This is a genomic window from Streptomyces sp. NPDC018610 (assembly GCF_044391765.1).
Taxonomy (GTDB): Bacteria; Actinomycetota; Actinomycetes; order Streptomycetales; family Streptomycetaceae; genus Streptomyces.
The window spans coordinates 68656-89946 of record NZ_JBISAL010000019.1 but is presented as its reverse complement, the minus strand read 5'-3'; the positions used below and the strand labels follow the sequence as shown (position 1 = coordinate 89946).

Annotated in this window: 20 protein-coding genes, 1 tRNA gene and 2 pseudogenes; 6 read left to right on the top strand and 17 right to left on the bottom strand. The window is 72.1% G+C overall.

Annotated features, from left to right (window positions below; genetic code table 11):
* Both ACH5A8_RS34005 and ACH5A8_RS34000 read right to left on the bottom strand, forming a co-directional pair.
* Window positions 1-1790, bottom strand: a 1790-nt coding sequence (locus ACH5A8_RS34005; protein ID WP_399007847.1) for an MDR family MFS transporter, incomplete at its 3' end; no start/stop codon positions are given.
* Between the two features lie 13 nt (window positions 1791-1803).
* Complete coding sequence (locus ACH5A8_RS34000) at window positions 1804-2328, bottom strand: MarR family winged helix-turn-helix transcriptional regulator (RefSeq protein WP_399007846.1); 525 nt, start codon at window positions 2326-2328, stop codon at window positions 1804-1806.
* A gap of 351 nt (window positions 2329-2679) precedes the next feature.
* On the opposite strand from ACH5A8_RS34000, the gene ACH5A8_RS33995 reads away from it, so the two are divergent.
* Window positions 2680-2880, top strand: a complete 201-nt coding sequence (locus tag ACH5A8_RS33995) for a hypothetical protein (RefSeq protein WP_399007845.1) — start codon at window positions 2680-2682, stop codon at window positions 2878-2880.
* Window positions 2881-3017: 137 nt separating this feature from the next.
* Here the strand turns inward: ACH5A8_RS33995 and ACH5A8_RS33990 are convergent, their stop codons facing one another.
* The 4 genes from ACH5A8_RS33990 to ACH5A8_RS33975 form a co-directional block, all read right to left on the bottom strand.
* On the bottom strand, window positions 3018-3926 hold the full coding sequence (locus tag ACH5A8_RS33990; protein WP_399007844.1) for an RNA polymerase sigma factor SigF: 909 nt from the start codon (window positions 3924-3926) through the stop codon (window positions 3018-3020).
* A 246-nt stretch (window positions 3927-4172) separates the two neighbouring features.
* On the bottom strand, window positions 4173-5129 hold the full coding sequence (locus tag ACH5A8_RS33985) for an RNA polymerase sigma factor SigF (protein ID WP_399007851.1): 957 nt from the start codon (window positions 5127-5129) through the stop codon (window positions 4173-4175).
* 208 nt (window positions 5130-5337) lie between these two features.
* Entirely contained in the window at window positions 5338-5631 is a 294-nt protein-coding gene (locus ACH5A8_RS33980) for a Dabb family protein (protein WP_399007843.1), read from the bottom strand.
* Window positions 5631-5807 (bottom strand): hypothetical protein, encoded by a 177-nt coding sequence (locus ACH5A8_RS33975; protein WP_396318994.1) that lies wholly within the window; start codon window positions 5805-5807, stop codon window positions 5631-5633. Before ACH5A8_RS33975 ends, ACH5A8_RS33980 begins: the two co-directional genes overlap by 1 nt.
* Before the next feature lie 593 nt (window positions 5808-6400).
* Here ACH5A8_RS33975 and ACH5A8_RS33970 point away from each other — a divergent pair.
* A pseudogene (locus ACH5A8_RS33970) lies at window positions 6401-6788 on the top strand (tyrosine-type recombinase/integrase); the annotation flags it as partial.
* A gap of 63 nt (window positions 6789-6851) precedes the next feature.
* The gene (locus tag ACH5A8_RS33965; RefSeq protein WP_399007842.1) at window positions 6852-7451 is read left to right on the top strand and encodes a beta/gamma crystallin domain-containing protein; all 600 of its coding nucleotides are present in this window, start codon (window positions 6852-6854) and stop codon (window positions 7449-7451) included.
* A gap of 166 nt (window positions 7452-7617) precedes the next feature.
* Here ACH5A8_RS33965 and ACH5A8_RS33960 read toward each other — a convergent pair.
* From ACH5A8_RS33960 to ACH5A8_RS33945, 4 genes and pseudogenes are all read right to left on the bottom strand, one after another.
* Window positions 7618-7702, bottom strand: a tRNA-Ser gene (locus ACH5A8_RS33960).
* A 159-nt stretch (window positions 7703-7861) separates the two neighbouring features.
* Entirely contained in the window at window positions 7862-8293 is a 432-nt protein-coding gene (gene tadA / locus ACH5A8_RS33955) for a tRNA adenosine(34) deaminase TadA (RefSeq protein ID WP_399007841.1), read from the bottom strand.
* Window positions 8294-8547: 254 nt separating this feature from the next.
* A complete protein-coding gene (locus ACH5A8_RS33950; protein ID WP_396318874.1) occupies window positions 8548-9084 on the bottom strand; it encodes a hypothetical protein in 537 nt (178 codons plus the stop codon).
* A 330-nt stretch (window positions 9085-9414) separates the two neighbouring features.
* Window positions 9415-9570 (bottom strand): annotated as a pseudogene (locus tag ACH5A8_RS33945) (response regulator); the annotation flags it as partial.
* 577 nt (window positions 9571-10147) lie between these two features.
* Here ACH5A8_RS33945 and upp point away from each other — a divergent pair.
* Window positions 10148-10783 carry a uracil phosphoribosyltransferase gene (upp, locus tag ACH5A8_RS33940; RefSeq protein ID WP_009189458.1) on the top strand — a complete coding sequence of 212 codons (636 nt, stop codon included), beginning with the start codon at window positions 10148-10150 and terminating at the stop codon, window positions 10781-10783.
* 186 nt (window positions 10784-10969) lie between these two features.
* Here the strand turns inward: upp and ACH5A8_RS33935 are convergent, their stop codons facing one another.
* The 3 genes from ACH5A8_RS33935 to ACH5A8_RS33925 all read right to left on the bottom strand — a co-directional run bounded on the left by ACH5A8_RS33935 (window position 10970) and on the right by ACH5A8_RS33925 (window position 12918).
* Complete coding sequence (locus ACH5A8_RS33935) at window positions 10970-11590, bottom strand: LytR C-terminal domain-containing protein (RefSeq protein WP_399007850.1); 621 nt, start codon at window positions 11588-11590, stop codon at window positions 10970-10972.
* A 137-nt stretch (window positions 11591-11727) separates the two neighbouring features.
* Window positions 11728-12024: a type II toxin-antitoxin system VapB family antitoxin gene (locus ACH5A8_RS33930; RefSeq protein ID WP_004943146.1), complete on the bottom strand. Its 297-nt coding sequence runs from the start codon at window positions 12022-12024 to the stop codon at window positions 11728-11730.
* Window positions 12025-12324: 300 nt separating this feature from the next.
* The gene (locus ACH5A8_RS33925; RefSeq protein WP_399007840.1) at window positions 12325-12918 is read right to left on the bottom strand and encodes an HhH-GPD-type base excision DNA repair protein; all 594 of its coding nucleotides are present in this window, start codon (window positions 12916-12918) and stop codon (window positions 12325-12327) included.
* A 281-nt stretch (window positions 12919-13199) separates the two neighbouring features.
* Here ACH5A8_RS33925 and ACH5A8_RS33920 point away from each other — a divergent pair, with 281 nt between their 5' ends.
* Window positions 13200-15134, top strand: coding sequence for a copper resistance CopC/CopD family protein (locus ACH5A8_RS33920; protein WP_399007849.1), 1935 nt, complete (start codon window positions 13200-13202; stop codon window positions 15132-15134).
* A gap of 70 nt (window positions 15135-15204) precedes the next feature.
* Here ACH5A8_RS33920 and ACH5A8_RS33915 read toward each other — a convergent pair whose 3' ends face one another.
* The gene (locus ACH5A8_RS33915) at window positions 15205-16095 is read right to left on the bottom strand and encodes a DUF72 domain-containing protein (protein WP_399007839.1); all 891 of its coding nucleotides are present in this window, start codon (window positions 16093-16095) and stop codon (window positions 15205-15207) included.
* A gap of 593 nt (window positions 16096-16688) precedes the next feature.
* Here ACH5A8_RS33915 and ACH5A8_RS33910 point away from each other — a divergent pair.
* Window positions 16689-18017 (top strand): DUF2637 domain-containing protein, encoded by a 1329-nt coding sequence (locus ACH5A8_RS33910; protein ID WP_399007838.1) that lies wholly within the window; start codon window positions 16689-16691, stop codon window positions 18015-18017.
* A 297-nt stretch (window positions 18018-18314) separates the two neighbouring features.
* Here ACH5A8_RS33910 and ACH5A8_RS33905 read toward each other — a convergent pair whose 3' ends face one another.
* The 3 genes from ACH5A8_RS33905 to ACH5A8_RS33895 all read right to left on the bottom strand — a co-directional run bounded on the left by ACH5A8_RS33905 (window position 18315) and on the right by ACH5A8_RS33895 (window position 21119).
* Complete coding sequence (locus ACH5A8_RS33905; protein ID WP_399007837.1) at window positions 18315-18836, bottom strand: NUDIX hydrolase; 522 nt, start codon at window positions 18834-18836, stop codon at window positions 18315-18317.
* A gap of 88 nt (window positions 18837-18924) precedes the next feature.
* Window positions 18925-19854 carry an NAD-dependent epimerase/dehydratase family protein gene (locus ACH5A8_RS33900; protein ID WP_399007836.1) on the bottom strand — a complete coding sequence of 310 codons (930 nt, stop codon included), beginning with the start codon at window positions 19852-19854 and terminating at the stop codon, window positions 18925-18927.
* 167 nt (window positions 19855-20021) lie between these two features.
* Window positions 20022-21119, bottom strand: coding sequence for a glycosyltransferase (locus tag ACH5A8_RS33895; protein ID WP_399007835.1), 1098 nt, complete (start codon window positions 21117-21119; stop codon window positions 20022-20024).
* Window positions 21120-21291: the final 172 nt, after the last annotated feature.

The window sequence follows — 21291 nt, the reverse complement described above, 5'->3', positions numbered from 1 at the left end:
ACCGGGATCCCGCCACCCGAGCCGGCCACCGGAGCGTCGGACGCGACGGTCGCCACCGCGGCGAGCCGCTGCGTGCCCTCCGGACCCGCCTCGGCCGGGGTGAACGTGTCGGACGCGGTCTCGACGACCACGGCCTGGGTCTGCGCCTCGGCGACCGCCGGAGCCGCGGCCGGGTCCACCGGGGCGGCCTCGGACTCGGCGCCCTGCGCCAGCGCGCCCTTGGTGCGCAGCGGCACCTCCTTGATGAACAGCGTGATCAGGAAGGCGATCGCCGCCATGGCGCCCGCGATCAGGAAGATGTCGGCGATGCCGTGCCCGTAGGCGCTCTCCATGACCGTGCGCAGCGGTGCGGGCAGCGCGTCCATGTCCGGGATGCTGCTGGTGCCGGAGCCGGAACCGCCGGCGAGCTGCGCGTACTTCGGGCCGAGGTCGGCGAGGCCGTCCTTGACGTAGTCGGTGATCCGGCTGGCCATCACCGCGCCCAGCGCGGAGACGCCGACCGCACCGCCCAGGGAGCGGAAGAAGGTGACCGTGGAGCTGGCGGAGCCGAGGTCGCTCGGGTCGACCTGGTTCTGCGTGCACAGCACCAGGTTCTGCATCATCATGCCGATGCCGAGACCCAGCAGGGCCATGAAGACGGCCATCTTCCAGTAGTCCGTGTCGTACCGGATGGTGCCGAGCAGGCCCAGGCCGGCCGTCACCAGGACGCCGCCGCTGACCAGCCAGGCCTTCCAGCGGCCGGTGCGGGTGATGAACTGTCCGGAGACGGTGGAGGAGACGAACAGACCGCCGATCATCGGGATGGTCAGCACGCCCGACATCGTCGGGGACTTGTCGCGGGCCAGCTGGAAGTACTGGCTGAAGAAGACGGTGCCGGTGAACATCGCGATGCCCACGAAGAGCGAGGCGAGCGACGCCAGCGTGATGGTGCGATTGCGGAACAGCCTGAGCGGGATGATCGGCTCGGAGGCCTTGGCCTCGGCCAGCACGAACAGCGCGCCGAGGGCGACGGAACCGGCGACCATCACGGCGGTCTGCCACGACATCCAGTCGTACTTGTCACCGGCGAAGGTGACCCAGATCAACAGCAGCGAGACGGCCGCCGAGATCAGGAACGCGCCGAGCCAGTCGACCTTCACCTGACGCTTCACGACGGGCAGGTGCAGGGTCTTCTGGAGCACGATCAGGGCGATCACCGCGAACGGGACGCCGACGTAGAAGCACCAGCGCCAGCCCAGCCAGGAGGTGTCGGTGATGACACCGCCGAGCAGCGGGCCGCCGACGGTGGCGACGGCGAACGTGGCGCCCAGGTAGCCGGAGTAGCGGCCGCGCTCACGCGGGGAGATCATCGCGGCCATGACGATCTGCGCCAGCGCGGACAGACCGCCGGTGCCGACGCCCTGGATCACGCGGCAGACGATCAGCATGCCGGGGTTCTGCGAGAGCCCGGCCGCCATCGACGCCACGACGTAGATGATCAGGGCTATCTGGACGAGCGCCTTCTTGCTGTACAGGTCGGCGAGCTTGCCCCACAGGGGAGTTGCCGCGGTCATCGACAGCAGGGCCGCCGTGACCACCCAGGTGTAGGCGGACTGGCCGCCACCGAGGTCGCCGATGATCTTCGGCAGGGCGTTGGAGACGATCGTGGACGACAGGATCGCCACGAACATGCCGAGCAGCAGCCCGGAGAGCGCCTCCATGATCTGCCGGTGCGACATCGGAGCGTTGCCCGGGGAGTCTCCCCCACGCTTGGCGTGAGCCCGCACACCGGCTGGTGTGGTCGTTGCCATGGGCTTCCTTTACTTACGTGCTTGCGGGTGTACGGGTGGTCTCTTGGACTACGGGCGCCGCGGTCGCGGGCTGCTCGGCCAGGGGGGCGGGGAGCCGGACCGGGGTGGACCGGCAGTCGCCGAAGCTGTCGCGCAGCCGGCCCATCAGCCGGATGAGCTGGCCGACCTCGTCGTCGGTCCAGTCGCTCAGCCGCTCCGCGAACAGGTGCGTGGTGCGCCGGGACAGTTCGTCGATCTGGTCCAGCCCGGCGGGCGTCAGGCGCAGGATGCGCGAGCGCTTGTCCGCGGGGTCCGGCAGCCGCTCGATCCAGCCGCGCGCGGCGACGTGCGCGACATGCCGGCTGGTGACCGACATGTCCACGGCGAGGAGCTCGCCGAGCTTGCTCATGCGCATGTCGCCGTGGCGGCCGAGCAGGGTCAGCACGGCGGCGGAGCCGGCCGGGCAGTCGGGCGGCAGGATCCGCCCCATGTCCCGTTTCACGGCGCCGACGGCACTGAGCTGACGCGCCAGTTCTTCGTACTGCGCCCGCTCGGCCATCACACCTCCCGTAATCGTTGCTTGGGGCAACCATACGATCGGTTGGTTGCTGCAGGCAAACAAATCGGGGATGACTGACGCAAAAACCTGGCAAAGACAAGTATTGCGAGTGTAAACCCGCAGGTGAAGGGAGGTGGGTCGTGATCACCGGCGCACCGTCGTCCGGAGCCGGCTTCACCCGGGGTGCCCACGGCCGGCCCGTCCGGCGTTCGAGGACCAGGCCGTTCAGGACGAAAGCGGTGCCGAGGGGCGCGGACCTCGGGGACGTCCGCCCCAACTCGGGTGGGAATCAAGCGAGGAGACGCACCCCCACTTGGGCAGCGGCCGTCGTCTTCGCTAGGGTCTCGGGCCATGGCTAACACCCAGGGCCCCCAGGGCAACTACGACCCCGCCGGCAGCACCCAGATGTTCCGCGCGTTCGTCGACGAGGCCGCTCCCCAGGGCGGCCCGCAGCCGCAGGCCGCCTCCTCCGGCCCGCGTATCGGCCTGATCGTCGGCGTCGTCGTCGCCGTGGTGATCGTCGCGGCCGTCGCCTGGCTGGCGCTCAAGTAGTTCGGGGCGGTCAGAACCCCCGTACAGACGTACGACGGCCGCCGACGTGCCCTGTCACGGGTGCGTCGGCGGCCATGAGTCGTGCGCGCCCGCGGTGCGTGCCGCGGGACCGGCCCGGCTCCGTTCGAAGCGGGGCCTCAGTCGGAGATGAGCCCTTCGCGCAGCTGCGCCAGGGTGCGGGTCAGCAGCCGGGAGACGTGCATCTGGGAGATGCCGACCTCCTCGCCGATCTGCGACTGGGTCATGTTGGCGAAGAAGCGCAGCATGATGATCCGCCGCTCGCGGGGCGGCAGCTTGGCGAGCAGCGGCTTGAGGGACTCGCGGTACTCCACGCCCTCCAGCGCCGTGTCCTCGTAGCCGAGGCGGTCCGCGAGCGAGCCCTCGCCGCCGTCGTCCTCGGGGGCCGGGGAGTCGAGGGACGAGGCGGTGTACGCGTTGCCGACCGCGAGGCCGTCGACGACGTCCTCCTCCGACACGCCCAGCACGGCGGCCAGTTCGGCGACGGTGGGCGAGCGGTCCAGCTTCTGCGACAGCTCGTCGCTGGCCTTGGTGAGGGCGAGCCGCAGCTCCTGCAGGCGCCTGGGCACCCGCACCGACCACGAGGTGTCGCGGAAGAAGCGCTTGATCTCGCCGACGACGGTCGGCATCGCGAACGTCGGGAACTCCACGCCGCGTTCGCAGTCGAAGCGGTCGATCGCCTTGATCAGGCCGATGGTGCCGACCTGGACGATGTCCTCCATCGGCTCGTTGCGCGAGCGGAAGCGGGCGGCGGCGTAGCGGACCAGGGGGAGGTTGAGCTCGATGAGGGTGTCCCGGACGTAGGCGCGCTCCGGGCTGTCCTCGTCGAGGGCGGCGAGCCGCAGGAACAGGGAGCGGGACAGGGTGCGGGTGTCGATGGCCTCCGGGGCGTCGAGCACCGGGGCCGGGTCCGGTGCGGCCTCGAGAGCCGCCACGTCGTCGAGGGCGTCGATCGGCTCGAGCGCCGGGGAAGGAGCCTCGCTCTTGGTGAGCGTCAGCACCTCGGAGCTGCCCTGTTCTGCGGACATGCCACCCCCTCTGGGTCGCGGGACGGTCGCGGCCGGGCTCTCTGACGAGGAGAACTCAGCCCTCACCTGAATACCGGAGCCGAAGCCACGGCAAACGCGCTTCCCGCAGAATGTCACATGTCGGCAACGCGCTGTAGTGACATGTCGACATCCGAAAGGCGAATCCGCCCTGGCAGAACGGGCTCTGACGGTGTTTCGGGCCCTGACTGTCGGGATCCGCCCTGGTGAGCGAATCGCCCGTGAAGGTTACGCCTCGATCCTGTTTGCGGATCGCAGTCGCTGGAAGCTACGCGCGAGTAGCCGGGATACGTGCATCTGCGAGACGCCGAGTTCCGCGCTGATCTGCGACTGGGTGAGATTGCTGTAATAGCGCAGCAGCAGGATCCGCTGTTCGCGTTCGGGGAGTTGGACCAGGAGATGGCGGACCAGGTCCCGGTGCTCGACGCCGTCGAGGGCGGGGTCCTCGTAGCCGAGCCGGTCCAGCAGCCCGGGCAGCCCGTCGCCCTCCTGCGCGGCCTCCAGCGAGGTCGCGTGGTACGACCGCCCCGCCTCGATGCAGGAGAGCACCTCCTCCTCGGTGATGCGCAGCCGCTCGGCGATCTCGGCGGTCGTGGGGGAGCGGCCGAAGGCGGTCGTCAGGTCCTCGGTGGCGCTGTTGACCTGCACCCACAGCTCGTGCAGCCGGCGCGGCACGTGGACGGTGCGGACGTTGTCGCGGAAGTACCGCTTGATCTCGCCGACGACGGTGGGCATCGCGAAGGTCGGGAACTGCACGCCCCGGTCGGGGTCGAAGCGGTCGATGGCGTTGATCAGCCCGATGGTGCCGACCTGGACGACGTCCTCCATCGGCTCGTTGCGGGAGCGGAAGCGGCCGGCCGCGTAGCGCACCAGGGGCAGGTTGGCCTCGATGAGCGCCCCGCGTACGCGGGTGTGCTCGGAGGTGCCCGGTTCGAGCTCCTTGAGCTGGGTGAAGAGCACCTGGGTGAGGGCCCGGGTGTCGGCGCCGCGCCGCTTCTCCGGCGCGGGGGCGGCCGCCGGCGTCCCGGCGGGCCCCTGGGCGGCGGCCGTGGCCGCGTCCGGGGCCGCGGCGGCTGTAGCGGCTGTGGTGGCTGGAGCGGAAGTGGAGGCCGGCACCGGGGCCGGCCCCGGGGGTGCGGCCTCGGCGGGAGCCTCTTCCTGGGGCGGCGCAGTACTGGCCGACACGGTCAACGCCACCTCTTCGTCGATCAACTCATCCGTCAAAAGCGGTCATAGCATCACAAGACAGGTGCAGAGTGTTCAAGCACCGCATATGCACGTGTTGAGGGAGGAAAAAGGTGTGAGACGTGGCGAAGCCCCGCACCGGGCGGGGACGCCTGGGGCGTCCTCCATGGTGCGGGGCCGGCCGTACGGTCCGGGGAAGCCGTACGGCTCAGAACTCGTAGTCCGCGATCACCCAGGTGGCGAACTCGCGCCACAGGGCCACCCCGGCCTGGTGCGCCGGGTGCTCCAGGTACCGCTTCAGCGCGTCGGCGTCCTCGACGGCCGAGTTGATCGCGAAGTCGTGGGCGATGGGCCGGTCGCTGATGTTCCAGCCGCATTCCCAGAAGCGCAGGTCGTCGATCTGGCCGCCGAGGGCCCGGAAGGCCTCGGCGCCGGCCACGACGCGCGGGTCGTCGCGCTCGACACCCTCGTTGAGCTTGAAGAGGACCAGATGGCGGATCATCACTTACCTCCGTTGGCGGCCCAGGTCATGAAGTCGCCGATGGCCCTGGCCGCGTCCGATATGCCCTCGAACCCTATCTGGACGTAGTCGGCGGCCTTGGCCGGGTCCGTGATGATCACGTAGAGCGCGAAGACCACGAGTGCGTAGACGACGATCTTCTTGGCGTTCACCGCCATCGCGGCCTCCCCCTGTCGCTGGTTGCCCTGTCGTCGGCCGCCCCGTCGTCATCGGCAGCGTGCCGCGCGCTGTCGATGATCGCAGATGATCGCAAGAAGGGCCCTGTCCGATCAGACAGGGCCCTTCTACAGCGGTAGCGGAGGGATTTGAACCCTCGGTGACGTGCGCCACACTCGCTTTCTAGGTCTGTTCGAGGCAATCGGGGCACGATCGGGCCCGTCCATCCCCGTTCATTCCCGGTACTCGCGCCCTCCCTGCGAACCGTCGTGAACGGGGCCGGGCGGCAGTGAACGAGACGGAGACTGAGACGGAGTGCGACGGAGCGGCCGTCACTGACCTGCGGCTGTCACCACTGGCAGAAGGCAACGGAAGCGTCATCGCCCGACTTGTGGCGTGACCACCGTCGGCCCGTCGGATCCGTGGCCTCCACCTTGCGGACGGTGTCGATCAGTTCGCGCGGCCCGCCTGTCCGGAGCGTTGGGGAGGACTTCGGCCCACGTCGCCATGGCGTACTCGGTGACGAGACGCCAAGCACCGTCGGACAATTTCGCCTGCACGTAGGCCTGTCGCGGACGCATCAGACCAAGCGGGGGCCGAACGCGCGGCGGCCCGCGCCGACTGGACGGACGAAGGGTGGCTGTTCGCTACGCCGGCCGGGCGGGGCACATCCCCCCGGCCGGATCACGACGACTGGAAGGAACTGCTTGACGAGGCCGAGGTCTGAGACGGCCGGTACACGACGCCCGGCACGCCGCGGCGGCTGTCCTGTCGATCCTCGGAGTCTCGCAGGCGCGCCGTCATGGGGCTCATGGGCTGGTCCACGACCGCCATGGCCGCGGTACCAGCACATGGTGGACTCCGTGCGCAGCGACGTCGCCCGACAGGTCGACGGGCTGATCCGGAGCGGCGGACGAGGGCGCATACCGGCGCGTGACACACCAGTGAGCTGCCCCTTCACAACCGTTCCTCGCGGTGACTAGGAGTAGCCGAAGGGTAGCCATGTGTTGCCCATCCGGCCCAAGTGATCAATTGAGGAGAGGCGCATGAGCGAACAGGAAGTCACCTTCTACGCCAGGCCCAGCTACACGGGGGACGGCCACACCTACACGGTGGGAGCCAACGAGAACCTGCACCCGGGCGAACTCAACGACAGGTTCAATTCCGTCAGGGTCGGCCGGAAGGCCAAGGTCCTGGCATGGCAGCACGCCAACCAGACCGGCAAGTACCGGGAGTGGGAGGTCGACCAGCCGGACATCTCCGACATCGGCGGGCTGACCCGGTTCAAGGTCGTCGAGAGCACCACGCTGCCCATCGCGGTCCGGCTCCAGGACCTCACCGGAGCTCAGCCCGGGCGGTACAGCCTGAAGGTCGCTTCCTACGACGTCGGGGACACCGTCGTCCGCTCCGGCGACCCGGAGTACGGACTCGTCGGCGTCATGCCCGAGGACGGCCCGCCGGTCACCAGTGCCATCTACGTCCGCAACGAGCTGTCCGGCGAATACGTTGCCCTCGGGGCCATCTACTTCGCCTGGAACTCGGGGACCAAGTCGATCGACGTCGCCGAAGCCTCGAACGTCCCCGAGAACCTGGACTACTCGCGGGACGGTCGCAACCAGTTCACCTTCAAGCTCACCGAGGTGTAGGGCCCGGAGCGTCCCCGGACCGGCCGGGCGTCGGCGTCTCGCACCGAACACGGCAACCGCGACGATCCACCTCGTCGTGTGGCCGCCACTCGGCTGAATGAGAGGGAAACGGAGACGGAAGACCACGAAGGGCCCGGTCCATCGGACCGGGCCCTTCGTCTACCTGCGGTAGCGGAGGGATTTGAACCCTCGGTGACTTGCGCCACACTCGCTTTCGAGGCGAGCTCCTTCGGCCGCTCGGACACGCTACCGAGGGAGACCTTACAGCACAGTGGGCCGTGGTCAGAAATCGATTCCCCGGCCGGGCCGCGGCGGGCGGAGCGGTGCATGGGGCGGTGGGCCGGACGGCGGGCGGGGGCCGCCGGAAGGGACGGAAGCGCGCTGGTGGACGGGGCGCGGGGCCGTGAGACTCAGCGGGCGCGGAAGAAGTCGGTGAGCAGGCCGGCGCAGTCCTCGGCGAGCACGCCCCCGATCACTTCGGGCCGGTGGTTGAGCCGCCGGTCCCGTACGACGTCCCAGAGCGAGCCCGCGGCGCCCGCCTTGTCGTCGCGGGCGCCGTAGACCACCCGGTCCACCCGGGACAGGACGATCGCCCCCGCGCACATCGTGCAGGGCTCCAGGGTGACGACCAGTGTGCAGCCGGACAGCCGCCACTCGCCGACCTCCGCGGCGGCCCGCCGGATGGCGAGGACCTCGGCGTGGGCGGTCGGGTCACCGGTCGCCTCGCGCTCGTTGTGCCCGGTCCCGAGCACCGTCCTGCCGTCGGCGGACAGCACCACGGCGCCGACGGGCACGTCCCCGCCCCCGACGGCCCGCCCGGCCTCGGCCAGGGCGAGCCGCATGGCGTCCCGCCAGGGGTCCCGGACGGGGTCCGGAGCGACGGGCGGGACCGGGGCGGAGGCGTGAGCGGGCGCGTCGGTCGTGTCGGGTTCGGCCCGGCCGGACGCGGTCGTTCCCGGAACGCCCGTTCCCCGCTCCGGCAACCAGGGGCCGGACGTCCGGTGGGCGGGCGTTCTCGGGGTCTTCGGACCGTCCGGGACGCCCGCCGTGTCGGGCGTGTCCGGGATGTCGGGCGTGTCCGGGGTCTCCTTCGGGGTCAGCGGACGGTCTCCAGGACCTCCGAGGCGCCCAGGGACTCGGCGATCGCGCTCAGCGCGTCCTCCGCGTCCAGGGTGCGCAGCTCCTTCTCGGTGACGCCGAGGTCGTCGAGGATCCGGCCGTCGCCCAGGGGGTTGTGCGTGATGGCCTCGGACGGACCGTTCTCCTCCTCGTCGTCCTCGGTGGACGCGGGCTCGCCGTCCTCCGTGCCGTCGAGGTCGAGGGCGTCCAGGTCGGGGCCGTCGTCACCGGGCTCCCGGCCGAGCAGTTCGTCGGTGAGCAGGATCTCGCCGTAGGAACTGCGGGCAGCGGCGGCGGCGTCCGACACGTAGATACGAGGGTCGTCCTCGCCGTCCACGCGTACGACGCCGAACCACGCGTCCTCCTGCTCGATGAGCACGAGCACGGTGTCGTCCTCGGACGAGGCCTCCCGGGCCAGGTCTGCCAGGTCGGACAGCGTCTCCACATCGTCGAGCTCTGTGTCGCTCGCTTCCCACCCGTCTTCGGTGCGCGCGAGCAGTGCGGCGAAGTACACCGTGACTCTCCCACTGGTCATAGGCGTGCCGGTTGGGGGTCCCCCCGGCGGAGGTTGTGGGCGAGAGGAGCTGGCTCCGAGCCCCGCCCACTCGGAATCGTGGCAGAAACAAGGCCTTCAGGGGACGTCTTCGGCACCCTGTGTCCGGCTGTTTTGCCGTGCGCCGGTAAAGGACTCACCAGCGCACTCGTTGCCGCCACCTGCGGATCGTACGCGGGTTTGCCCGGCCGTCACGCACGGCTGCCGCGTAACGTCCTTGCGGGTGTCGGCATTTCCCCGCGCGGCCTCGCGAAGGCGTCGGGGGCGTGCGTCGCCGGCGGAGCGGTCGGCCTACCAGCGGAACGTGCGCATCCGCATCGCGTGGCGCAGTCGGGCGGCCTTGGCGCGGCGGGGCTGGACGCGGTTGCGCAGCTCACGCGCCTCGGCGAGGTCGCGCAGGAACTGGGCGCGGCGCCGGCGGCGCTGGACGTCGGTCTCCTCGGCCTCCCCGGCCTCGGCCGGGCGCGGGGGCTCCGTCTCCGCGGGATGCGCGGGCTCCGCCGACCGCGTGACGTCCGGCTTCGTGGGGCGCGTCCTCGCGACGTCCGGCCTCGGGGGGTGCGCTTGTGCGACGTCCGGCTTCGGGGGGTGCGTCTGTGCGACGTCCGTCTGTGCGATGTCCGCTTGTGCGACGTCGGTCCGCGTGGGCTCCGTGCGGGTGAGGCCCGTCGGCCGTGCGCGGTTCGGCCGTGCGCGGTTCGTGCGCGCGGGGTCCGTGGTCCGCGCCCGGGCCGCCGACTTCGTCGTGTCCGCCGTCCCGGGCCGGTCGCGCGGCGACGGATCCTTGCGGGATTGCCGGTCAGGCATTGGCTCACCACCCCAGTCCGTCCCTCCCGCCTTCCCTCGGACAGCGGGTTTGATGCCAGGGAGCTGCGGGCCGGAAGGGATGGACGGAGCGCGAGGGGAGCGGGGCGACCGGAGGCGATGCGGCGTGGCGGGGGCGGCGTGGCGTGGCGTTCCGGGCGGGACGGTGGGCCGCGATGGCGGGCGGCGGGGGCGCTCGGGGCCCGGTTACTGTTGGAACATGCGTCTCCACGTCGTCGACCACCCCCTGGTCGCTCACAAGCTCACCACGCTGCGCGACCGCCGCACCGACTCCGCGACCTTCCGCAGGCTCGCCGACGAACTGGTCACCCTGCTCGCCTACGAGGCGACGCGGGACGTGCGGACCGAGCAGGTCGACATCTCCACCCCGGTCGCGCAGACCACCGGCGTCAAGCTCTCCCACCCGCGTCCGCTGGTGGTGCCGATCCTGCGGGCCGGGCTCGGCATGCTGGACGGCATGGTGCGGCTGCTGCCGACCGCCGAGGTGGGCTTCCTCGGCATGATCCGCAACGAGGAGACGCTGCAGGCCTCGACGTACGCCACGCGCATGCCGGAGGACCTCTCCGGCCGCCAGGTGTACGTCCTCGACCCGATGCTCGCCACCGGCGGCACGCTGGTCGCGGCGATCCAGGAGCTGATCAAGCGCGGCGCGGACGACGTGACCGCCGTGGTGCTGCTGGCCGCTCCCGAGGGCGTCGAGGTGATGGAACGCGACCTCGCGGGCACCCCGGTCACGGTCGTGACGGCGTCCGTCGACGAACGCCTGAACGAGCACGGCTACATCATCCCGGGCCTCGGCGACGCGGGCGACCGGATGTACGGCTCCGCCGAATAGCCGACCGGGCCGAACGGCCGTACCGGGCTGAACGGCCGGCCCTGCCGGGCCGAACGGCCGCACCGGCCCGAGCCCGACAACCGTGACCGGCGGCCTCGACACGGCCGCCGGAACGGGCGGCCGTGCGGCCGCTGCCGAAGTGTCGGCCCCGACCCGGGGCGTGGCCGGAGGCCGGTGGCCGCCGGTTCAGCAGCCCTTCTTCGGCGTGACCGGGGCCGGCGCGCTCAGCGCGGCCAGCGCCTTGTCGGCGGCCGGCTTCTGCGCCAGCTGCTGAAAGCCCGTGCCGATGATCAGATCGACGTCGGTCCCCTTGCGGGTGTCCGTACGGCTCTCCGCGCCCGGCAGCTGCGTCGCGAGCACCGGCAGCGAGGTGTTCAGGGCGGAGGCCGGTCCGAGCAGGACCCCCGCGCCCTTGACCTTCTTGTCGAACTCCTTGGGCGCGTTGCCCACCTGGCCGATCCTGAAGCCGCGCTTCTTGAGCTCGTCCGCGGTCTGCTTGGCCAGCCCGCCGCGGGGTGTCGCGTTGAGGACGTTGACGGTGATCGTGCCCGGCTTGGGCGGCACCCGCGGCGTACTCGCCCCGGAGGGGGCCGACTTGACCGACGCGTCGGTCGCGCAGTGCGCCTTGCCGCCGGCCGCCGAGGCCTTCTCACCGCCGGTGAAGACGTCGATGAGCTGCAGTGTGCCCCAGCCGATCACGCCGAGCACGACGACGGAGGCGGCGGCCAGGAACGCGAGCCTGCCGTGTCGTCGGGGCCTGCGCATCCGCGGGTACTTGTCACCCGTGATCCGGTACTTCCCGCCCATGCCGGGGGGAGTGAGCATGCTCATGGGCGCAGCGTAGTGCGCCCGGGCAGTGTTTCCTACTGGATGATCATCGGATACCGCTCAGCAGAACCCGAAAGGTCCAAACGGTCGCCCGACCGCCGGGTCCGGCGGACCCCTCAGTCCAGTTCGAGCACGCGTGCGTGCAGCACCTGTCGCTGCTGGAGCGCCGCCCGCACCGCTCGGTGGAGGCCGTCCTCCAGGTACAGGTCGCCCTGCCACTTCACCACGTGGGCGAAGAGGTCGCCGTAGAAGGTCGAGTCCTCCGCGAGCAGGGTCTCGAGGTCGAGCTGCTGCTTGGTGGTCACGAGCTGATCGAGGCGGACCGGGCGCGGCGCGACGTCCGCCCACTGCCGGGTGCTTTCCCGGCCGTGGTCGGGGTACGGCCGGCCGTTTCCGATGCGCTTGAAGATCACACGGAAAGCCTACCGGTCAAGAGCTTCCGGGCGCAGCCCAGGCGGCGCAGTGCGACGCTGGAAATGCCACGGCAAAACCGGGCGAACCCGTCCCCGCCCCTGGGCTCCCCGCCCTCCGCGAACGTTGTGCACAGGCTGTGGACCGAGAATCCGCGCACGGGAAGCCGATGCCGGCAGGGACCGCGCGGGCAGCACGGGGCGCCCAGAGCGCGGGGGCCGAGCGGGCCGCGCGGACGGCGGACGAGGACGCGCGGGAGACGGCGCCCCTGAGCCGCGCACACCGGACGCCGGCCCGCCCCCTCACTTCCCGGCGGACTTCGCGGCCTTGGCGGCGGCCTTCATCTCCTGCTTGTGCGCCCGCACCTTCGCCAGCGAGTCGGGGCCGGTGATGTCGGCGACGGACCGGAAGGACCCCGGCTCGCCGTACGCTCCGGCGGCCTCCCGCCACCCCTCGGGGCGCACGCCGAGCTGCTTGCCGAGCAACGCGAGGAAGATCTGCGCCTTCTGGCGGCCGAACCCGGGCAGCTCCTCCAGTCGGCGCAGCAGTTCCGGACCGCTGTCCACACCCCGCCACACGGCCTCGGGATCGCCGTCGTAGTGCTCGACGAGGTACTGGCACAACTGCCGGATCCGAGTAGCCATCGACCCCGGATACCGGTGCACGGCCGGTTTGTCCGACAGCAGCCGGGTGAAGGTGTCCGGATCGAACGCCGTGATCTCGTGGGCGTCCAGGTCGTCGGTGCCCATCCGCCGGGCGATCGTCGCCGGTCCCTTGAACGCCCACTCCATCGGAACCTGCTGGTCCAGCAGCATCCCGACCAGCGCGGCGAGCGGACTGCGGCCGAGCAGCGCGTCCGCGTCGGGGTCCTGGGCGAGGTGCAGGGTGACGTCCATGCCCCGATGATCGCCCGCCCGGCCCCGGAGCGCAGCCGGACCCGGCGCGGACGGCACCGCCTCGCGCCCCGACGGAGCGGGCCCCGCCAGGCGAAAGGGGTCCGGCGCCGATCTTGTCGCCGGCGCGGTGAGCACTACGCCGTCCGGGCCCGTACGTATCCGTGAACCGGCAAGTCCCCGGACGGAGAGGTGATGTGACCCGACGGCGGTGCGAAGGGCGCGGACAGCGCACGGGACGGGCGGGAGGCGGTGGCGCGCGCCGGCGGCTTCCGCGCCTGGCGCTGCTCTGCGCGGCGCTGGTGCTGCTCCTCCTCGGCGGCGCTGGCCCCGCGTCGGCCCATGCCGCCCTGCGGTCCGTCGACCCGGTCGACGGGAGCGTCCTGCGGCCGGCCCCCCGCGCGGTCACCCTGACCTTCAGTGAGTCCGTCGGCCTGCTCGACGACTCCTTCCGGCTGTTCGGCCCCGACGGGCGGCGCGTGCACACGGGTGAGCCCCGGCACGCGCCCGGCCGCTCCGACACGGCCCAGGTGGCCTTCCCTCCGGGGCTCGGCCAGGGCACGTTCACCGTGGCCTGGCGGGTGGTGTCGGCGGACAGCCACCCGGTCTCCGGCGCCTTCACCTTCTCCGTGGGCACGCCGTCCCCCGCGACCGCCGCGATCGACACCGGCCCGACCGAGGACCCGCTGACCGGCGGTCTTCACGACCTCGCCCGCTACGCCGCGTACGGCGCCGCCGCCCTGCTCATCGGCACCGCGGCCTTCGTACTGCTGTGCCGCCCGCCGGACGCGACCCCGCTGCGCCGGCCGTTGCTGGCCGGATGGTGGGCGCTGCTGGCGGCCACGCTCGCCCTGCTGGTCCTGCGGGCGCCCTACGAGACGGGAGCAGGCCCTGCCGCGGCCCTCGACCCCTCGGCCCTGTCCCGCACCCTCACCGGCCGCCCGGGCGTGGTCCTGCTGAGCCGCCTGGTCCTGCTCGCGCCGACGGCCCTGTTCCTCGTACGACTACGGCTTCTCCGGCGCGGATCGCAGACGGAGGCGCCGGGGGAGGGGCGGCCGGGGACCGCCTCGCTCGCGGTGGGCGCCGTGCTCGCCGTCGCCCTCGCCCTGACCTGGGCCGCCTCGGAACACGCCTCGGCCGGCATCCAGGTCCCCGTGGCGACGGTCTCCTCGGTACTGCACCTGCTGGCGATGGCGGTGTGGCTCGGCGGCCTGACGGCACTGCTCACCACACTGCAACGCGCGCCACTGCAAGGCGCGACAGCGGTCTCCGCCGACGGCAGGGCTACGTCGGCAAATCCGGCCGACCCGGTCAACGCCGGTTACTCGACCGACCCGGCAGTCTCGGCAGGCCCCACGGCCTCAACTGTCCCGACCACCTCGACTGGCCGGGCAGACCCGACTGCCTCAACTGACCCGGCAGTCCTGGCTGCTGTCACGTCTGACCCGGCGGGCTCGGCCGCCTCGACCCACCCGACGGACCCGTCGGCTCCGGCGGCCTCGGCGGAGTGGGCGGCGGCGGTCGCCCGCTTCTCCCGCATCGCCTTCCTGGCCGTCACCGTCCTCGTCGTCACCGGGATCTACCAGTCCTGGCGCGGCCTGGGCGCCTGGGCCGCGCTGACCGGCACGCCGTACGGCAGGCTGCTGCTGGTCAAGCTGACCGCCGTCGTCCTGCTGCTGGCCGCGGCGAGCCGCTCGCGGCGCTGGACGGCACGGCCGGCGACGACGGCCGCCACCTTGCGCGCGCTGCGCCGCTCGGTCCTCGCCGAGGTTGCCGTGGCGATCGCCGTGCTGGTGGTCTCCACGGTGCTGGCCGGCACGCTGCCGGGCCGCGCCGCGGCGGAAGCGGCCGAGACCGCGCCCACGGCCGGGGTGCCCGGAGCCTCCGTGACGGAGATCCCCTTCGACACCGGCTCCCCCGGCGGTCGCGGCACCGTCCAGATCACCCTGGAACCGGGCCGGGTCGGCCAGAACGCCGTGGAAGCCGTGGTGTTCGGCCCCGACGGCGGCCTGTCCGCCGTTCCCGAACTCCGTCTCGCCCTGTCCCTGCCCGGCCGCGACATCGGTCCCGTCGACGCCCGGCTCACCGACCGGGGCGGCTACTGGGGCACCGACTCCCTGAACCTGCCGTTCCCCGGAGCCTGGAGTGCGAAGGCGACGGTTCGGGTGTCGGAGCTGGACCAGGCGAGCGCGGAGCGAACGGTGCGGATCACGGGGTAGCGCGCCGAAGCGGGGCGGGATCACGGCCCTGAGGGAGCGGGAGGTCAAGGGAGTTCAGGGGAGTGGTGGCTCAGGAATCCGGAGCGTCCCGGCCGTCGAGCAGGGCGCGCATCCGTTCGGCGGCACGGACGGCTGCGTCGCCGCAGCAGTTGTTGAACAGCGCGTGCACCCGCTCCACCCGCCCGGCGAGCGAACGCAGCCGTGGCGCCCACTGCGCCAACTCCTCGTCGGCGTAGTCGTGGCGGAACCGGTCCTCCTTGCTCCCGGTGCCCCACGCGGCACTGCGCCCGTGGAAGCGGACGACGGACAGCCGGGGCGAGGTCACCGGGGTGACGGGCGGGATCGAGGAGGGCAGGTTCCGCGCCATGTCGACGGCGACGGCGGCGAATCCGTACCGGCGCAGCAGGGCGGCGGTGACGTCGGCCTGCTCCTCCCGCCACCACGCGGGATGGCGGAACTCCACGGACACGGGCCACTTGGCGGTCCGCTCGGCGCATCCGTCGAGGAACGCCTCCGCCCGCCGGCCCGGGCGGAACCACGGCGGGAACTGGAACAGCACACTGCCCAGCCGACCGGCGCGGCGCAACGGCGCGATCCCCTCGGCGAACCGTTCCCACACCGCGTCCAGCAGCGCCGGGTCCCGGGAGTCCCACGGATCGAACCGGGTCCCGGGGCCTCCGCGCAGGTCCGCCGGCAAGGCCTCGCGCCGGGTCGGGTGGCCGGTGAGCAGGGAGAACGCCTTCACGTCGAAGACGAAACCGTCCGGGGTCCGCTCGGTCCACAGACGGCTGTTGCGCTCGCCGGGAAGGGCGTAGTAGGCCGAGTCGACCTCGACGACCGGCAGCCGGGCCGCGTAGTGCCGCAGCCGCCCCTCGGCGCTCCGTGAGCCCACCGGGTACCAACCGCTGCGCACCAGCTGCGGGTCCGTCCACGAACACGCGCCGACCAGGATCTCGCCCATGGACGAGCGGTTACCCCGCACGGCGGCGAGCACGTCGGGCCGCGCCGCGGAGGCGGGGGGCGCGAGGGCCGTGGAAGCAGGGGCGCGAGGGCCGTGGAAGCAGGGGCGCGAGGGCCCTGGATGGGAGGGGGCGTGGACGTGAGGGGCCGTGGAGGGGAGAGGGGGACGGAAGATGCGATGGAACGCTCATCGGAACGTTGGCCCGACCGGGGGCCTTGCCGTGGAGTTCCGTTCCCGTTCCGTGACCTCACATATTCCGTTGCGTTATGTCTGTGACGGCGGCCATTTCGTCGGCTGGACGGATGAGACATCCGATCGCATATATAGGTCTAATCGGGGAATTCCTTCACCCGTTTGCCGCGCATCCGTGAAAGTCGGGTGGCGTTAGTTCGGATATGACTAAGGCAACCGGGGATGGGTACTGGGGACCGTTCGTGGGTCGGGGACGACGGGACCCGGGTGCCGGAGCGACCGAGCCGCTGCTGCGGGACTTCCTGCACGCGATGAGCGCGCTCGGGGCCGATCTCGCCCGGCGCTGGCCCCTCCCCGGAGGCCGGTCCCCGTTCTCGCGTCCCGAATAGCCGGGCCGCGTCATGTATGACGAACGTATCGACGGGCGTCCCGGGTATTCCACCGATTATCCTTACGCGTACACCTATCCGAATCCGTACGCGGACGGATTCGACGAGCAGGCCGCCACCGGAACCGGACGGCACCGGGCTCCGACCCAGTTCTTCTCCGGCCCGCTGATCCCGCCGGACTCGGCCTGGGACCCGGCCGAGGAGCTGGCGTTCATGCTCCAGGACGCCCTGACGCACCAGCAGTGGCCGAACATGCCCGACCCCCGGGACGAGGACCTCCGCGATCCGGCCGGGTACGCGAACGGCGAACCGAACCCGCAAGAGGCCTTCCAGAGCCCCCAAGGCTTCCACAGTCCGCAGGCGCGAGACCTCTACAGCCCGCAGGCGCAAGACCTCTACACCGCGCAGAGCCTCTACAGCCCGCAGAGCCTCTACAGCCCGCAGGGTCACCAGAGCCCGCATACCGGGCAGACCGCGCAGGAGGCGTACGACGCGCGGGAGACGCGGGACGCGCACGAGGCGTACGGCACGCACGGCACGTACGACCCGCAGGGCGCCCCGGACGCGGCGGACTTCACCCCCGACGAGGCCGAACACCCGGCCGTGCCGCCCGCGCCGGACGCGCCGGCCGCGACCGTCGAGGCGCCGCCCGCGACGGGCGCACCAGGCCCCCCGGACGTCGCGGTGACGCCCGAGGTCCCGGAGCGGCCGGCCGCGTCCGAGGCCCCGGCCGCCCCGAACTCGCCCCTGCGGAACCTCCAGGCGATCACCGAGGAACTGGCGTCGCTCAAGGACGTGTCCCGCGGCCACCGGAAGGTGCGCCGACGCACGCGCCCGGACGGCATCCGCACCGCCAGCCGGATCCTCGCCGCGATGGCCGCGGTGACCGCCTCGTCGGTGAGCTTCTTCAGCGGGATGGTCGCCTACGAGCCGCTGCGCGTCGTGGCGGTCGCCCGCATGGACGACGGCATCGCGTCCTGGTGGCCGCTGCTGGTGTACGGCCCCTGGCTGGCGGCGTCGCTGTCCGTCCTGCGCGCCGCACTGCACCGGCGCCGGGCCCTGCACTCCTGGTGCGTGGTGCTGCTGTTCTCGTCCATCGCCACGCTCCTGTGCGTGATCCAGGCGCCCAGGACGATCGTCGACATGGCGGCGGCCACGCTGCCGGGCCTGGCCTCCCTGGCCTGCTTCCAGCAGCTCGTCCGCCAGGTCACCCTGACCCGTCCGCCCCGCCGCCGGGCGCCCCGCCACCGCGTGCGCCGTGCCCCGCAGCCGGAGACGGCCGCGGTGCGTCGCTCCTCTCCGGCGCGCGCGTCCGGCGTCAAGACCCCTCGATCGGCCTGAGCCGAGGGGAACCCGGAGCGCCCCCGCCCACCGCGGGCCGGTGAGGGGACGGAACGACGAGACGAGGGGCGGAGCGGGCGGGAGCACCGGTGGTGAAGGCCCGGCGGGCAGCCGGCCCGGCCGCACTGGTCCCGCCCCGCCCCGCCCTAGGACCGCCGGCCCTTCGACCGCCCGCCTTTCGGCTGTCCGCCCTCCGGCCGCCGGCCTTTCGACCGTCCGCCTTCTGGCCACCAGCCTTCGGCCGCCGGCCCTTCGACCGTCCGCTCCTTGAACGCGGCCCGGCACGCCCCAGCGGGCCTACGACGCAACTTCGGGAACTTCCTGCCCGATCCCCGTGAGCCCGGGCCGGGCGGGTGTGAACCACGCCTGTGAGCGGTCGAGGGCGTGCCTGATGCGGAGCAGGCTGCGCTCCTCCAGCGCCGGCAGCTCGTCGGCGGCGAACCAGGCGACGTCGATCGACTCGTCGTCGTTGACGCGCGCCTGCCCGGACAGCGGCCGGCAGCGGAAGCAGATCTCCAGGTACTGGGCCCTGTCCCCGTTGGCGTGGGTGACCGGCGGGGAGACGGTGACGCTGGTGACGGCCTCCGGGAGCACATGGACCCCCGTCTCCTCCAGGACTTCGCGGACCACGCCGGCCGCCGGCTCCTCGCCCGGGTCGAGGATGCCGCTCAGCACCGACCAGGCACGGTCCTCGCTGCGGCGGTGCAGGAGCACCCGGTCGCTCTCGTCGACGACGACGGCGTTCACCCCCGGGATCCACAGCAGGGTCTCCGGGCCGACGAGCCGCCGTAGCTGTCGGATGTGGTCGGGAATGGCCATGTGTTCGCCTCGGTCTCGATACGTGCTGGGCGCGTGCGTTGCCGTCGGACGAGCGCGGACCGCCCGGTCCGCGTCTCGTTCGCCGGGTTCATCGTCCCGCGGCCACCAGGCCCCCCGTCTGGCGCCTCATGAGGGCCCGCCTTCCGTGGTACGAGGCGGACAGCCCGTCGGTGAGGTCGCGCCGGGGGCTGTGCCCGAGGGTGGCGTGGAACAGGCTCATGTCGGCGATGAACGAGAGGATCTCGTTGGGGCGGGAGGCGACGTACTCGATGCTGCCCCCGCCCGCGACGCCGATGATGTGCTCGGCGATCTCCCGCACCGAAGTCGCCTGGCCCGAACCGAGGTTGACGACCTCGGGAAGTTCCTCGGCGGCGAGCACGAGGGTGAGCATGGAGACCATGTCGTCGATGTGGGTCATGTCGCGGGCCTGGGCGCCGTCCCCTTCGACGCGGCAGAGCCCGGCGGTGTCGACCGCGTCGATGAAGGCGGGCACCACCGCGTCGGCGCCCTCGTCCGGTCCGTAGGTGTTGAAGAAGCGGGCCACGCCGATCTGCTTGCCGGGGGCGAGGCTGCGGTAGACGTGGGCCAGCATCTCGGAGGCGGCCTTGCCGACGGCGTACGGGGAACGTGGTCGGAGTGTGTCGGTCTCGCGGTTGTACCCGAGCCGCTCCCCGTAGACCTCGCACGTGCCGGCCATGAGGAGCCGGCGCGCGTCGGACCGGGCGAACGTCGCCAGGATGTGATGGTCGACGCCCAGGTTGTGCGTCAGGTTCGCGGGATCGTGGAAGGACCCGGGGACGCTCTTGAGCGCGGCCAGGTGCACGACGGTGTCGACGCCGGCGAGGTCGTCGGCGGTGAGTTCCCGGACGTCCCTGGTCTCCACCGGCACGGGGAGCGGGCCGGTGGGCGGGACGCGGAAGTTGTCGACGCAGCGTACGCGGTGGCCGTCGGCGGTGAGACGGGCGGCCAGGTTGCGGCCGATGAATCCGGCGGCGCCGGTGATCAGGACAGCGGTCATCTGCTCTTCTCCTGGAACGTGGAGCGTGGCTCTGGCATGGAGGCGTGACATGGCGTGATGTGACGTGGCGTGACCTGGGGGAGCGAACGGGGAGCGAGGCGTCGGTGCGCGGCGGCGGCACCCGTGCCGGTGCGCGGCGACGCCGTGCCGATCCCCCCGGCCGGGCGTCAGTTCCGGAGAGCGGCGTTCATGATCTCCTCGCGGCTCTCCCGCATGGGCGGTCGTTCGTGCATGAGGTGGACGAGCAGCCCCGGCGCCCGCTCGACCCGCGCGTGCCGTTCGAGCCGGTCGACGACGTCCCGGTCCTCGCCGCCCCACCCCTTGAACCGGGGGTCGAACCCCCCGACGCGGTCGAACGCGTCGCGCGTGACGGCGAGGCAGCCGCCCGGCGGCCGGCGGATGAGGTAGCCGGACCAGGGACCAGGGGCCCGCTCGGCCTCGGCGTCCATGAGACCGGTGAGGCGCTCGGAGGCCATGAGGACGGCGAGGCGCTCGGAGGAGTGGCCGTCCAGGCAGAAGGCGTCCTGGTACGGGAGGAGGGCGCCGTCCGCCGGGGTCGCCCGCGCGATCCTGGCGATGAAGCGGGCGTCCACGGCGATGTCGGCGTCGAGGACGCAGACGACGTCGTCGGGCCCGCCGTCGGCCGTGGCGGCGACGCCGGTGTTGACGGCCCGGGCCTTGTTGAACGGCCCGCCGTCCTCCTGGAAGACGTAGCGGTCCACGCGGCCCTCGACGGCGAGCCGGTGGCGCGGGACGGCGTCGCTCTCCACGACGGTGACCGTGAGATCGGCCCGGGGGCCGGTCTGCCGGGCCAGGCCGGCGAGGCAGGTCCGCAGATTGCGCGGTCGCAGCGAGTCCTCGGCGGTGCTCCGGAACGGGATGACCACGTGGACGCGCCGCCGGCCGCCCCCGCGCTCCGGCGCCCGCGGTCGGAGGAGCGCGGCGTCGGTGGCGTGGTAGAGCAGGCGTATGCCGTCGGCGATGTGCCGTCCCCGCTCGACGGCTGTCTCCCGCGGTCCTGTTCGCAGGGCGTGGAGGGCCGCGACGAGCGGGTGGAACATCTCGCGCGGGGCGGGACTTCGGGCGAGGTGGGCCGCTACGGAGCGGACGCCGGTGTCGGCCCGTGCCAGCGTCTCCAGCGTCTCGCGTGCCTGCTGGTACATCGGGCGGCTCGAGGACCAACAGGGCGCGTTGTACGAGCGTGCCTGTCGGTCGAAGGCCGCGACGGCCGCACCGGCGAGGCAGTGCAGCGGACTCGGTTCCATGTCGCATCTCCAGGAACGGCACCGGGGACGGTGCGCTGGACCCATCGGGCTGGCCGGCTGGCAAGGCGGCGGAGATGCGCGGCCCGCGTCGATCACGCGGGCCGGAAAGCAGCGCACCGATCATGAGCGGGCGGAAATCGTCGTGTCAATACCGACCGCCGGATCTTTCCTT

Bases quoted from the DNA above. Each gene is read 5' to 3' on its own strand.
- ACH5A8_RS34000 (WP_399007846.1), bottom strand. From the start codon at position 2,328: ATGGCCGAGCGGGCGCAGTACGAAGAACTGGCGCGTCAGCTCAGTGCC.
- ACH5A8_RS33995 (WP_399007845.1), top strand. From the start codon at position 2,680: ATGGCTAACACCCAGGGCCCCCAGGGCAACTACGACCCCGCCGGCAGC.
- ACH5A8_RS33990 (WP_399007844.1), bottom strand. From the start codon at position 3,926: ATGTCCGCAGAACAGGGCAGCTCCGAGGTGCTGACGCTCACCAAGAGC.
- ACH5A8_RS33980 (WP_399007843.1), bottom strand. From the start codon at position 5,631: ATGATCCGCCATCTGGTCCTCTTCAAGCTCAACGAGGGTGTCGAGCGC.
- ACH5A8_RS33975 (WP_396318994.1), bottom strand. From the start codon at position 5,807: ATGGCGGTGAACGCCAAGAAGATCGTCGTCTACGCACTCGTGGTCTTC.
- ACH5A8_RS33965 (WP_399007842.1), top strand. From the start codon at position 6,852: ATGAGCGAACAGGAAGTCACCTTCTACGCCAGGCCCAGCTACACGGGG.
- tadA (WP_399007841.1), bottom strand. From the start codon at position 8,293: ATGCGGCTCGCCCTGGCCGAGGCCGGGCGGGCCGTCGGGGGCGGGGAC.
- upp (WP_009189458.1), top strand. From the start codon at position 10,148: ATGCGTCTCCACGTCGTCGACCACCCCCTGGTCGCTCACAAGCTCACC.
- ACH5A8_RS33935 (WP_399007850.1), bottom strand. From the start codon at position 11,590: ATGGGCGGGAAGTACCGGATCACGGGTGACAAGTACCCGCGGATGCGC.
- ACH5A8_RS33925 (WP_399007840.1), bottom strand. From the start codon at position 12,918: ATGGACGTCACCCTGCACCTCGCCCAGGACCCCGACGCGGACGCGCTG.
- ACH5A8_RS33915 (WP_399007839.1), bottom strand. From the start codon at position 16,095: ATGGGCGAGATCCTGGTCGGCGCGTGTTCGTGGACGGACCCGCAGCTG.
- ACH5A8_RS33910 (WP_399007838.1), top strand. From the start codon at position 16,689: ATGTATGACGAACGTATCGACGGGCGTCCCGGGTATTCCACCGATTAT.
- ACH5A8_RS33905 (WP_399007837.1), bottom strand. From the start codon at position 18,836: ATGGCCATTCCCGACCACATCCGACAGCTACGGCGGCTCGTCGGCCCG.
- ACH5A8_RS33900 (WP_399007836.1), bottom strand. From the start codon at position 19,854: ATGACCGCTGTCCTGATCACCGGCGCCGCCGGATTCATCGGCCGCAAC.
- ACH5A8_RS33895 (WP_399007835.1), bottom strand. From the start codon at position 21,119: ATGGAACCGAGTCCGCTGCACTGCCTCGCCGGTGCGGCCGTCGCGGCC.